Source organism: Devosia sp. Leaf420 (assembly GCF_001425445.1).
Lineage (GTDB): Bacteria > Pseudomonadota > Alphaproteobacteria > Rhizobiales > Devosiaceae > Devosia.
Map to the genome: position 1 here is coordinate 305998 of NZ_LMQU01000013.1, position 12045 is coordinate 318042.

Consider the following 12045-nt stretch of genomic DNA (forward strand, 5'->3'; position numbering starts at 1 on the left):
GTCTCTTAGGGCATTGCCACAGCGGCGCCGTGCAAGGCAAGGCATTACCGCTCTGGCATGCCTGCCGGTGGCGCCACATCGTGGCTATAAATCCATCCCAAGCGGTTGAGATGCCCCCGCGGCCCCTGTGCCCGCATAACCGCGTCGCGCGCTGCGGACATCGGCCATTTCATATGAAATATACGGCCATTGCTGGCCGAAAGTTTTGCCACACGCTCAACGCGAGCCTGCCGCGCTGTCGCGTAACGCGCGAATGCGGTTTCCGGTTCTGCGCAATCCACGAGCAACGGCCCAAGCGTTGCCGCATCCTCGATACCCATGGCTGCGCCTTGCGCCTGAAACGGCACCATGGCGTGTGCTGCATCCCCAAGGATCCCGACGTTGTCGCGGTACCATGTCGACGTCTTGACGGTAAAAAGCGGCCATGGTGTCCAGGTTTCTCCCGCAGCAGCCACCAGCGCTCCAAACGTCGCCTTGCCCTTGAGCATTGGCACCTTTGGGTTATCCTTGGCTTGGCCCGGCAGAAAAAGCGCGAGATTGATCTGACCGCGATGCGGCAGCGGATAGCAAACGAGATGATGTCCGCCGCCAAAGAATACCGAGACCCGATCCATCGCGATCAGCCCCTGCGCGGCCTCGGCAGGAACCAGCGTACGCCACGCAACTCTCCCGCCGAACTGGGCCTCGGGTCCGCCGAGAAACTGCCGCCGAGTTGCAGAGTGCACCCCATCGGCTCCGATAAAAGCATTGGCGCGCGTCGTTCGCGACTGTCCGCTGTCGTTATCGATCGCGACAGTCACCCCGCGGGCGTGGGAGGCAATATCCCAGGTCCGTACGCCGAACATGATGTCGATATTGGCGAAGCGCCGTGTCGCTTTATAGAGCGCCTCCGCGAGGTCGGCGCGATGCATCACTGAATATGGCGCGCCGAAGCGTTCTTCCATGAGCGCGCCAAGTTCCATGGAAAAAAACGGCCTAGTCTCGCCAGGCCTATAGGTGTCGAGGGCTTGGGGGACGAGGTCAATCGTTGAGAGTGTCTCGGAAAGTCCCAGCCGATCAAGAATGCGCCGCGCATTGGGACTGATCTGGAGGCCAGCACCGGCTTCTTGTATGCCGCTATTGCGCTCCAGCACGACGACTGTCGCGCCGAATTTGGCAAGCGTCAGCGCCAGCGTAAGGCCGGAAATGCCGGCCCCGGCTATGATGTAACTACGGCCCGTGCCGGGCATGGTCGAACTCAGGCAGCCTTCGCCTTGAAGATCGCAGAAGCAGGGTTGGACTGACCATCGCCCAGCTCGGATTTGTAGATATAGAGCGTCGAGCAGTAGGGGCAGACGATTTCGGTGTCCTTGCCCATGTCGAGATAGACATGCGGATGATCAAACGGGGGCAGGGCGCCGATGCACTGGAATTCCTTGGACCCAACCTCGATGCTGCGCAGGCCATCGGTGTTGTGAAAGTGCGGGGTGGTGCCGTGAGCCATGGTCTAACCTATAGGGCCGATTTGTTGTGGCGGACCATAGCCAAGCCGCGACGCGAAGAAAAGGGCCAGTGCTCACCTCGTTGTCGCGCTCGTCAGGGTGGCATGGCAAGGCCGCACGCGATAAGACCTCGCGCAAAGGAGCTTCCTCATGCCCATGTTCCAATCCGGCGGATATTCCCTCGCTTATGAAACAGCCGGCGAAGGCCCGGCAGTCCTTTGTATCCATGGCTTTGCCTCAAGCGGGCGCGTCAACTGGATAGAGACCGGCTGGGTCGATACGCTCGTCGGGGCCGGATACAAGGCCATCACCTTCGATCACCGGGGCCATGGCATGTCGGACAAGCCGCACGATCCCGATGCCTATTTTCCTGAGCGAATGGTCGAGGACAGTCTGGCGCTGCTCGATAACCTTGGTGAATCGCGCGTCGCGGTTCTCGGTTATTCCATGGGTGCGCGCGTTGCTGCCTTTCTCGCCTATGATCATCCAGAGAGGGTGGCAGCAGCCATCTTCGGCGGGATGGGCATGAACCTGATCAATGGCCTCACGGACGGAAACGACATCATCTCGGGCCTCCGTGCTCCAAGCCTCGCTGATCTGACCCACCCAACTGCCCGTCAGTTTCGCATCTTTGCCAATCACACGGGTTCTGATCGCGAGGCCCTCGCTGCCTGTATGGAAACGTCCCGGCAACCGATGGCGCGCGCCGATGTCCGCCGAATCGAAGTTCCGGTCCTCGTCGCAGTCGGCGAAGCCGACGAGATGGCTGGCCCACCCGAGCCGCTGGCCGAACTTCTTCCGCAGGGTGAGGCCTTCGTGATCCCGCGGCGCGATCATATGCGCGCTACGGGCGACACCAAATTCAAGGCAGCAGCGCTCGAATTTTTGGGGAGGACTTTTCCTCATGCGATAAAAGCGTGAACCAATCCGTGCGCCTGGCCTTTGTATTGAGCAACCAGATGCTTTATATCGGTACTTCTCGATAAAGCGGAGCTCGGCCCATGAGCGTCAACGTCCAAAAGTCGGCACAGATCAAATCGGTCGATCCCGTTTGGGAAGCGGTTCGCGCTGGCGCGCGCCAGATTCTGGATACCGATCCTGCGCTGGGCAAGATGGCGCTGACGACCGTCCTCAATCACGAGACTTTTGAAGAAGCCTTGGCGCAGCGCCTTGCTGCCCGGCTCGATCACGAAGACGTCTCCGCCGACATCATCCGTCAGACCTTTCTCGAAATACTTCGCGACGTTCCGGCCATCGGCGAATCTGCGCGGGTCGATCTCGCCGCCACGCTTGAGCGCGATCCAGCCTGCCACCGGGCCATCGAGCCCTTGCTCTATTTCAAGGGCTATCAGGCGATCCAGACACATCGGTTCGCGCATGCCCTCCTAAAGGCCGGCCGCCGCGATTTTGCGCTCTACCTCCAGAGCCGCGCCAGTCAGGTCTTCCAAGTCGATATCAATCCCGCCGTCGTCATGGGCAAGGGCATCATGCTCGATCATGGCACCGGCCTCGTCATCGGCGAGACGGCGGTCGTCGGCGACAATGTCTCGATGCTGCAGAACGTGACGCTTGGCGGCACCGGCAAGGCCGATCAGGATCGTCATCCCAAAATCGGCAATGGCGTCCTCATTGGTGCTGGCGCCAAGGTGCTTGGCAATATCCAGGTCGGCGATTGCTCGCGCATCGGCGCGGGTTCGGTGGTGCTTAAGGAAGTGCCGCCCCGCACGACTGTCGCGGGCGTTCCAGCCAAGGTGATTGGTGAAGCCGGGTGCGCACAACCCGCGTTGATCATGGACCAGATGGTGCTGGTTCACGAGAACCCATAAGCGACGGCAAGTCTCTGCCGTGCGTTGTTACCGCTAAAATGGCTGGGGCAGGGGTTGTCAGCATCCGCTCAGTCACTAGATTGCGCGCCAACCCAACAGCAGGACGATTGCCGTGAACCATCCCGAGATCATCAAGCTGCAGAAATTCCTGCAACAGAAATTCAACAACAAGAACATCGACGTGCGTCCGCGCGCCAAGCTCAACGATTCCGTTGAGGTCTTCATTGGCGACGAGTCGATCGGTCTCATCCATCTCGACGATGAAGACGGCGACAAGTCCTACATGTTCTCGATGTCGATCCTCGATATCGATCTCGACGATATCGAATAGAATTGAGATCGGCGCCCTAGTTGGCGCCGATTTTTTGTAACCACTGCCCCATCTGCGCATCGAAGTCTCGCCAGTCGGTGAGCATCGTGGCGTCGAAGCTATAGATCGCCGCCAATCCCGATGTCAGTTGCGCCGTACGCACGCAGCGACTTGCGGCATCCACTTCCACCGGCGCAATGCACTTGGCGACGAATGGCTGAGCAGCCAGCGCGTCATACCACAGCACCTCGCCGGCATATCCACTTCCCCCGAGCGTCTGGCCAATGAGCCCCGGCACGCCACTAAGTGTGCCCTTGGCAAATTGATGCACGTAGACGCTGTCGAGCAATTCACTGCTCGCGCGCGCCCGCGATCGAGGCACCAGCGTCACATCGACGACGCCAGACGCCAGATGCACTGATAGATCGACCTGGCTGACAAAGCCGGTCTGCATCTGCTCGCCAAAGCGAAACCAGTTCTGGGGAATCGTTAGTTCACGGCCACCCACGGTCTGTACGATGGCATTGCCATCGCCCAGCGAAGCGGCCGTCCGTGCGCCGGGTCGGCTTGTCTGATCGACGAGATAGGCCGCACCGACAGCCAGCAGCAACACGCCGAGCGCGATCCCGGCCAGGTTTTGCATCAAGCCCGAAATCTGGCCTTGAGCCGTGTTCGAATGGGATGTCGCGGACATGACCGGTATTAACCAGTTTTCGGAAGCGGAGGTGACACTTCACTTCAGCCGCAATATGGTTACCAAAGCGTTAAGTTGGGTTCTGCCGAGGGTCGGCGGCTGAGGAGGCTTTGATGACGCGCGAACTACTTCTTGCGGCCTTCATCATGGGCGTGGGGCTTTCCATTGCCGCAGCGGGTACGCATTTATACCAGGGCGTCGCCCGACAGCAGGCCATGCTGCGGCTCGACGGCCGAAGCCTCTGGGGCGCGGTTGGTCACCTTGCGATGAGCATTGTCTGCGGTCCTTACATCATGTTGCATATGGGCTGGCAGCATGAAGACGACAGCACTTTGTCCATGACCTCGGCCCTCATTGGCGCGCTCGTCGCCTTTACATGGGCTTTCGTCACCGGTCTTTTCTTCATGAGCTTTTACGTCGCGTTCTTTCGCTGACGTCTAGCCAATCTCAAACACAACAAAGCCGGCCTCGCTAAGCGAGAGCCGGCTTTGTTCTTCAGGCCCCTATCAGGGATCAGATGGGCGGGGCCCGGAAACTCTAGCTCAAGCGCCGTACTAGTTCGCGGCGACGATGGTCGTGCGATCGTCCAGCATATCGACCCACTGGCCGGCATTGGCCTGGGTCTGGCGCTTGAGGTATTGGTACGGCGTCTCATTCCAGAGCCGGATCGCTCCGTCCTGATTGTCGAGCACGAGGTCGCCGCGATCGGTGCGGACCATCAGCACGGCATGGCCGCTGCCATCGGTCTGGCGCACGACGGAAATCAGCAGCGTGCTCACCGGCCATCCGGCCTCGATCAGCGCGCGGCGCTTGGCGAGAACAAAATCCTCGCAGTCGCCATAGCCGCTGGTCGGATAGGTCCAGAATTCTTCGACCTGGTAAAGTTCCTGATCGGTCACCGGGATGATGGTCTGGTTGAAGTGCGCGTTGATCGATACGAGCTGCTGCCAATTGGTCTCATTCAGAGTCACGGCAGACTCGACGACGCTATTGGGCATGCACTCGCCGGGGCGCTGGCGGCAAAAATCGAGATGGCCGACAGGAATAGACGTATTGGTGGATGCAACCTGGATATAGGCGGCATTGGTGAAGTCGAGCGCTGCGCTTGGCTGGGCCCAGCCCGCTAGCGCTGCTACCGCTATCCCCGCGGCGCCTAGGCGCCTGAAATTGATTGTCATTATGCGATCTCCTGATGGAGACCACGCTAAGGACCGCCGATTGCCCCGCTCCGAAAACTAGAGCGCAGTTTTTATGCGTGTTTGAGTTGAATTTGAGCCGTGTTTTAGCCGAGCGCGTAACGTCTGGTTTACGCTGTCTTCGCGGCCTCAAACGCCAATAAAAAAGGACGCGACCAGCGCGTCCTTTTTCAGTTCTGAACTGTGTGAACCCTCAGCTCATCATGCGCAGGTTCTGCTGCACAACGTTGAGCATTTCCTGCGCCGCCGCAAATTCCACTGCGACGCCATTCTGGAAGTGACGGACGACCCGCGCGCGCATGCGGCCAATTGTGATCGGCGTGCCCATTGCCGGTCGCACGTCGAGCTCGACGGCAGCACCCGAGAGCGAAATGTCGATGATCTTGCAATTGTAGCGCCGACCGTCATCGAGCACGACAGTCGAGTGACGCAGATCAGGCACGACGCGTTCGTGCCGGCGATCCTCTGGCAGATTGAGGATATCCTTGTTGGCGAGCCAGGTGAGCTGCGCCGCCATCTTGTCGCGCTTGCGCTGCGTTGCGGAGATATCCATCGTGAATCCGCCGTCCGCGTGGGATTGTAGCGTGCCCTCGATGCGGCCGAGATGATCGAGATAGGCGATGATGCGCTCGCCCTCTGCGCCGGAGACCGGTGCGATGAGGAAAGCATCGCCCGGCGACATCTCTAAAACTTGGCAGGGAAATTCGCGTCGATCCGCAAGCATATAGCGGCCAAGGATCGAGACCTTGACGCGTTGAAAGCGGTTCTCTTGCCCGAAAGCAAGATTGCGGGGGGAATCCAGATCGTCACTAAGCATGCGCTACCGGTTCCTGCCTACAGCACCTAATGCAAGCAGGATACCGATTCTGGGTTAACGCATGGTTGGGTTAGTGGCGCCCACCATCGATGACGGCGAGGTGTGCGTAACGACGTGCGCTGCGGCCATAAAGGGTCGTCTGCATGGCGCCGATCGGCGCTGCTGGTGCAAAACCGATATCGTTGACGACATTGGCAGCGACTTCCCGCATCGATTCCTCACGCGGCATTTCGTCCGGCCAGATTAGGCGAAGCCCGGTGATACGCTGCTCGGCGATCGGCTGTACGCCCAACCAATAGGGTTCGTCCTGAGCGGTCATCGCCCCGAGAATCCGCGTATGGCTCGAGCCATTATGACGGAGCGGCATCAGGATCAGTTCGAACGAGGTCTTGGTGTGAAGGGCAGTGGTGCCCTGGAAGGTCACGAGCGCCACGGCGTGGTCTTCGGTCACGGCGCGGATCAGCGTATCCATCGCATCCTGGTCGCGATCATGCCAGAGAGCCGAGAACGACCGGCCCTTCAATTCGCGGCAATAGCTGGTGCAGAGGTGCGAGCCGGCAAGGCGGAAGGAAAACTTGTCGTCCTCGTTGAGTTCGAGAATGAACGTATTAGCCAGTGCCTCACGGATGCGGGTCGGATCGATATCCTTACGGTCGGGCGCGCTGCGCGCACCACGAATCGTGTTCCAATAGGTATAGAGCGTATTGGTGCTCGGCATCTGCATGGTTCGGACCCGCTTTGTCATGAGAGGCAACCTCTCGCCGTGAGAGTCGTCTGCCGCGTCGTGACAATGGCAAATCGGTCGGGCGATTGCCTGCTTAAACATTAATTAAGGTTAACGCGGGTGTCTCAATGTGGAAAAGACCAGCGTAAGCCAAGGAGCCGTGGGCTCTGGGAGACTGTGGATGAGCGAATTAGACCAAACGCCCGGTTCTTCTGGACGTCCCGCGCGCGAGCCGATCTTCCTGTTACCGGCATCCGTTACGGTACTTGTCGGAATTCTGACAGCGATTCATGTCGCTGCAACCATGGTCCTTAACGAAGAAGGGCAGACCCAGCTCTATTTTTGGTTCGCGTTTCAGCCGCTGCGGATCGTCCTCGCCGCCCAGGATCTAAGCGTCGCAATACCACTGATTTGGACCCCATTTTCTCACGCTTTTCTCCACGGCGGTTGGGACCATCTGCTCGTCAACGTTGCCTGGCTCGTCATATTTGCAAGCCCAGTGGTGCGACGTTATGGGGCAGGGCCCATGCTCGCCATTTTCTTGCTCTCCGCCGCCGGCGGCGCCGCCGCGTTCGCTGCGACATCGCTTTATTCCGGCGCCTATCTCATCGGCGCTTCCGGTGGTGTGGCGGGGCTGACCGGTGCTGCCGTGCGCTTCATTTTCCAGCCTATTCTCTACGCGCAGCATCCAGAGACTGGCCAGCGCATCGTCCTCGGCAGGCGTCTTGCGAGCATGCGCGAGACTTTCGTCAATCCGCGGTCGCGCTTTTTCACCCTCATCTGGCTTCTCCTCAACGCTGCGGTCCCCTTGGCGCCACTTTTGATGGGCACAAGCCTTGGTGTCGCCTGGCAGGCACATCTCGGGGGCTTCTTGACCGGCTTCCTGATGGTTCGCCTTTTCGAACGGCGCACGTGAGGCTCCGCTTGCCGCGGCCGCAGCATTTGCCTGCACGCGGATAGGCGGATATTCCTTTGGCTAGAGATCGGCGGCACGGTGCAAGGTCCGCCCACAACCGGGAGAACCACATGACTTTGAAATTCATGTCGAGACGCACTCTGGCAGCGGTCACCGTTGCATGTCTCGTCAGCGTTGCTCTACCTGCAGCCCCCGCCTGGGCGCAGAAGACCAAGGACAAGCACACGAGTGCCCCGGCAACCCAGGAATCCTCGATCGATGATGTTTCCGTGTCGATCCCGACGGTCGATGCGGTCAATTCGTCGATCGATGGCGACACCATCAAAACCATTCTCTCCGGCGACATAGAAACGAATGCGGAAGCCTTGAGCACCCTCAACGCGGACAGCATCACCGTTCCGGAAATTTCCATCAACATCACCTCGACGGTCGAAGGGAAATCTCAGGAAGCCGTCCTGACCTTTACCGATCTCGTCCTCGAAGACGTGGTTGATGGGGTGGCCGCCAGTGCCAGCCTCGGCGGTACGGGAATGACCATGCCCGAAGGTGGCGCCGATTGGGGCGCAACATCGGTCAGCAATTTCAACATCCGCGGAATTCTCGGCATCTATGGCCTCGTCGACGCCGGCCAGTCCGATGAAATGCAGACGCTCTATTCCGATTTCAAGATGGAAGGCGGCACGTTCGAAGCGCCCGAAATGACCTGTGAAATCGGTCCTTTCGAAGGTGGCGGCGTCCGCGGACGTCCGCTCAAGACGTCGGTTATCGAGTTCGTCCATCTAGCGCAGCGGATGGAAGCGGATCCCGATATGGCCGATCCGGCGCTGTTCGGCGAGTTCGTCAAGATGTATGCCGATTTCCTTACGGCATTCGAAAGCGATCCCTTCACCTTCGAAGGTTTTGCCTGTGACGGGCAGGATGACCAGGGTCAGCCGATGACCTTCAACGTTGGCAATGTCACGATGGGCGGCATGACCCCCGGCATCTATCCGCAAATTTCGATGGATGGTTTTGACGTGTCGGTCGAGGGCAATGGCGCAGTCTCCATCGATAACGTCACCGTCAAACAGTTCGATATGACCTCGACCATCGAGGCGCTCGCCAATGTTCCTGCCGAAGTGGACGAGGCTTGGTTCGATGCCAATGCCCGCACTTTGGTCCCGTCGTTCGAAGGGTTCTCCTTCGCCGGACTGTCGGTCGATATCCCCGACCCCGAAGCTGATGGTGAGCGCGTCGTCTTTGACATCGACAATTTCGACCTGACGCTGGGCAATTATGTCAACGGCATCCCAGGCATGATCGATACCTCCGCCACGGGTATCAAGGCGGCGCTGCCGGAAGAAAGCGGCGATCCGCAACTGCAGCAGTTGATCTCGCTCGGCATCAAGGACATCGACGCCGGCTTCCGCTTTGCCGCGACCTGGGACGAAGCAACCGACACGATCGACGTTAGCGAGATTTCCGTCACCGGCAAAGATCTGGCGAACATTGTGCTGACCGGTACTTTCGCCAATGCGACTGAAGCCTTGTTCTCGCTCGATGAGAATGAAGCCATCGCTGCCGGCATGGGGATCGCGGTCAAGGCACTCAACCTCGACGTCACCGATTCTGGCCTCTCGGACATCATCCTCGCGGTCGTCGGAGCGGAGCAGGGCACTGACCCCGCAACGTTGCGCCCGGTCTTCGCCGGTCTCGCTGAAGGCACTGTTGTCGGCATGATGGCTGGCGCTGCCGACGCGGCCAAGCTCGGTCAGGCGATCAACCAGTTCGTCAGCGGCAGGGCCAAGTCGCTCAACATCGCCATTGAAGCCAAGGAAGATCCCGGTCTCGGCATGGCTGACTTCATGGCCGCCGAACAGGATCCCACGGTTCTAATCGACAAGGTGAATATCACCGCCGCAGCGAAATAAATAAAAGGGGCGGCTCACAAGGCCGCCCCAAGTCTTTGGGAATTCGCTTCCGCTCAAAATGGATCCCTGCGCCGGGACGATAGCCGAGGTTCTTAGCGAACCGCCTTCTCCAGCGCTCCCATAGACCAAGCCAACAATTCCGCGGCCCGGTCCGCTGTCCCAGCTTCGACATAAGAGCGTAACTCCGGCGCATTGCCCGAGGCGCGGAAATGTACCGTCTCGCCGCTCTTGAGATGGAATTGCAGCCCGTCGATGGCATTCACACTGGCGATCTCATGGGGCGCAAAAACCTCTGCCGCGTACCCGCTATCTTTTTGCAGACGCTCAAGAAATGGCCCACTGCGATCGCCCGGCACGTTCTGCAACCGGTCTGCCACCGCCACCTGCAACGGCAACCGTGCCACTAGTTCTGCCACCGAAATCTTTTCCGCCGCGGCTAGGCCGAGCGCAGCAATGACCGGCAGAATCGCGTCGCGGGTCGGCAGGGCCGTGAGGTCAAAACCTTCACCAACAAAGGTCCCACCATTGGCCTCGAAGCCGACGACTTTCTCGGCCTTTTCCATCTCCGCGACGACAAAGGGCGAGCCGACGCGGGTTCGAACGACTTCCACAAAGTAGCCAGTGCGCTCGATAGCCGAATTCGACGTCACCGGCGTTACCACAGTCTTTGCCGACAAGAACCGTGCCGCCAGCAAGCCCAGCGCATCGCCGCGCACGAAATTGCCGCTGCCATCCATCACCAGCGGCCGGTCCGCATCGCCGTCAGCTGAAACTATCGCATCAAGCTCATGCTCACGCACCCAGCCGGTCAGGGGAGCGAACAGGGCATCCGAAAATGCCTCGGTATCCACCGGTACGAACACATCGCTCCGCCCCAGCGACACAACTTTTGCGCCAAGTGCCGCCAGCACTTCGCCCATCAGTACTCGGGACACCGTCGAGTGCTCGAAAACCCCGATCTTGAACCCCTCTAGCGCACCGCCTGGCAACAGATCGACGCAGCGATCCCGATAGGCTTCCAGCGTTTCTTCATTTTCGTCGAGCACCGATTCATCGTAGTCCGGCACATCGATATCCGACAGTGACGCGACGATACCCGCTTCATCAGCCTTGCTGACTTCGCCGGCCGGTTTGTAAAATTTTAGACCATTGCGATCGGCGGGAATATGGCTGCCGGTGATCATCACCGCAGCGCTCCCGGTCGTCATCGCCTGCAATGCCAGCGCCGGCGTCGGCACCGCGCCACAATCCACCGGCTCGAACCCGGCATGGGCAATCGCCGCGAGGCAATCCTCGGCAATCGCCGGGCTGGAGGGTCGCAGGTCATAGCCGAACAGCACACGCCCGCCTGCCATCTGCCCCGACGTTTGCAAATGCCGCAAAAACGCCGTCACATAGCGGCGCGCCGGTTGGCCTTCGAGATCGACCACGAGGCCACGCACGCCACTGGTCCCAAACTTCAAACTCATGACACTGTCCCCGATGTCAGAAAACTAATCTTCGAATTGCGGCCGTCCGCGTCCGTTCTTTATGCTGGAGCGATTGGATTTGGCATCGAGTCGGCGCGTCTTGGAGGCGAGCGTCGGTCGCGTCGCGATCCGCGGTTTTGGTGGATAGGCGCCTTCGCGCAGCAGCGCCACGAGCCGCGCCTGCGCCTCGGCACGATTGAGCGGCTGGTCGCGATGGATATTGGCCAGAATGACGATCACGCCATCCTTGGTCATCCGGCTGCCCGCCAGTGCCGCCACGCGCCGCTTCATCGGCTCGGGAATATTGGGAGAATTTTCGAGATCAAAGCGCAGTTGCACAGCGCTTGCGACCTTATTGACGTTCTGTCCGCCGGGCCCGGAGCCGCGCACGAAAGTCTCCTCGATCTCGCCGGGATCGATGGAAACGGAGCGGGTTATGGCAATCGGATCAGCCATCGACCCGCTCCTTCTTGTCCTCAGCGCTTCCAGCGCCCAGTGAAATAGACCTCTTCATCATGGATGACGCGGCCTTTTTCGGTCGTCCGGAATTTTCCCGGCTCAACCTCTTCCACCCACTTCTTCTTCAGCATACCGGCAAAGGTTTTTTCGCCGATATCCTTGAAGTCATCCGGGCCGAGGACCTTGTCCTCGCCCAGATGAAACAGTGCCTTCATTTCTCTATTGGACGGACGCTGCGGCATC

Annotated in this window: 15 protein-coding genes; 6 read left to right on the forward strand and 9 right to left on the reverse strand. The window is 59.7% G+C overall.

Going from position 1 to position 12045, the window contains the following annotated elements; genetic code table 11:
• Positions 1 to 44: 44 nt before the first annotated feature.
• Both ASG47_RS17405 and ASG47_RS17410 read right to left on the reverse strand, forming a co-directional pair.
• Positions 45 to 1229, reverse strand: coding sequence for an FAD-dependent monooxygenase (locus tag ASG47_RS17405; protein ID WP_061911367.1), 1185 nt, complete (start codon positions 1227 to 1229; stop codon positions 45 to 47).
• Positions 1230 to 1237: 8 nt separating this feature from the next.
• The gene (locus ASG47_RS17410; RefSeq protein WP_061911369.1) at positions 1238 to 1483 is read right to left on the reverse strand and encodes a zinc-finger domain-containing protein; all 246 of its coding nucleotides are present in this window, start codon (positions 1481 to 1483) and stop codon (positions 1238 to 1240) included.
• Positions 1484 to 1631: 148 nt separating this feature from the next.
• On the opposite strand from ASG47_RS17410, the gene ASG47_RS17415 reads away from it, so the two are divergent.
• The 3 genes from ASG47_RS17415 to ASG47_RS17425 all read left to right on the forward strand — a co-directional run bounded on the left by ASG47_RS17415 (position 1632) and on the right by ASG47_RS17425 (position 3638).
• Positions 1632 to 2402, forward strand: a complete 771-nt coding sequence (locus ASG47_RS17415) for an alpha/beta fold hydrolase (RefSeq protein ID WP_061911372.1) — start codon at positions 1632 to 1634, stop codon at positions 2400 to 2402.
• An 80-nt stretch (positions 2403 to 2482) separates the two neighbouring features.
• Complete coding sequence (gene cysE, locus ASG47_RS17420; protein ID WP_061911373.1) at positions 2483 to 3307, forward strand: serine O-acetyltransferase; 825 nt, start codon at positions 2483 to 2485, stop codon at positions 3305 to 3307.
• 112 nt (positions 3308 to 3419) lie between these two features.
• Positions 3420 to 3638: a DUF3126 family protein gene (locus tag ASG47_RS17425; RefSeq protein WP_061911375.1), complete on the forward strand. Its 219-nt coding sequence runs from the start codon at positions 3420 to 3422 to the stop codon at positions 3636 to 3638.
• Positions 3639 to 3654: 16 nt separating this feature from the next.
• Here the strand turns inward: ASG47_RS17425 and ASG47_RS17430 are convergent, their stop codons facing one another.
• A complete protein-coding gene (locus ASG47_RS17430) occupies positions 3655 to 4311 on the reverse strand; it encodes a hypothetical protein (RefSeq protein ID WP_061911377.1) in 657 nt (218 codons plus the stop codon).
• 113 nt (positions 4312 to 4424) lie between these two features.
• Here ASG47_RS17430 and ASG47_RS17435 point away from each other — a divergent pair, with 113 nt between their 5' ends.
• Positions 4425 to 4745 (forward strand): DUF6949 family protein, encoded by a 321-nt coding sequence (locus tag ASG47_RS17435; RefSeq protein ID WP_061911379.1) that lies wholly within the window; start codon positions 4425 to 4427, stop codon positions 4743 to 4745.
• 120 nt (positions 4746 to 4865) lie between these two features.
• On the opposite strand, the gene ASG47_RS17440 is transcribed toward ASG47_RS17435, so the two are convergent.
• The 3 genes from ASG47_RS17440 to ASG47_RS17450 all read right to left on the reverse strand — a co-directional run bounded on the left by ASG47_RS17440 (position 4866) and on the right by ASG47_RS17450 (position 7069).
• Positions 4866 to 5489: a transglutaminase-like cysteine peptidase gene (locus ASG47_RS17440; RefSeq protein ID WP_061911381.1), complete on the reverse strand. Its 624-nt coding sequence runs from the start codon at positions 5487 to 5489 to the stop codon at positions 4866 to 4868.
• Between the two features lie 211 nt (positions 5490 to 5700).
• A complete protein-coding gene (locus ASG47_RS17445; protein WP_061911383.1) occupies positions 5701 to 6324 on the reverse strand; it encodes a PilZ domain-containing protein in 624 nt (207 codons plus the stop codon).
• A gap of 70 nt (positions 6325 to 6394) precedes the next feature.
• Positions 6395 to 7069 (reverse strand): PAS domain-containing protein, encoded by a 675-nt coding sequence (locus ASG47_RS17450; RefSeq protein ID WP_162243273.1) that lies wholly within the window; start codon positions 7067 to 7069, stop codon positions 6395 to 6397.
• Between the two features lie 160 nt (positions 7070 to 7229).
• On the opposite strand from ASG47_RS17450, the gene ASG47_RS17455 reads away from it, so the two are divergent.
• A complete protein-coding gene (locus tag ASG47_RS17455; protein WP_082511818.1) occupies positions 7230 to 7964 on the forward strand; it encodes a rhomboid family intramembrane serine protease in 735 nt (244 codons plus the stop codon).
• Between the two features lie 110 nt (positions 7965 to 8074).
• Entirely contained in the window at positions 8075 to 9874 is a 1800-nt protein-coding gene (locus ASG47_RS17460) for a hypothetical protein (RefSeq protein ID WP_061911389.1), read from the forward strand.
• A gap of 92 nt (positions 9875 to 9966) precedes the next feature.
• Here the strand turns inward: ASG47_RS17460 and ASG47_RS17465 are convergent, their stop codons facing one another.
• From ASG47_RS17465 to ASG47_RS17475, 3 genes are read right to left on the reverse strand one after another with little or no spacing between them, the layout of a single operon-like run.
• On the reverse strand, positions 9967 to 11343 hold the full coding sequence (locus ASG47_RS17465) for a phosphomannomutase (RefSeq protein ID WP_061911391.1): 1377 nt from the start codon (positions 11341 to 11343) through the stop codon (positions 9967 to 9969).
• 24 nt (positions 11344 to 11367) lie between these two features.
• The gene (arfB, locus tag ASG47_RS17470; RefSeq protein ID WP_061911393.1) at positions 11368 to 11799 is read right to left on the reverse strand and encodes an alternative ribosome rescue aminoacyl-tRNA hydrolase ArfB; all 432 of its coding nucleotides are present in this window, start codon (positions 11797 to 11799) and stop codon (positions 11368 to 11370) included.
• Positions 11800 to 11819: 20 nt separating this feature from the next.
• Positions 11820 to 12044 (reverse strand): hypothetical protein, encoded by a 225-nt coding sequence (locus ASG47_RS17475; protein ID WP_061911395.1) that lies wholly within the window; start codon positions 12042 to 12044, stop codon positions 11820 to 11822.
• Position 12045 lies beyond the last annotated feature (1 nt).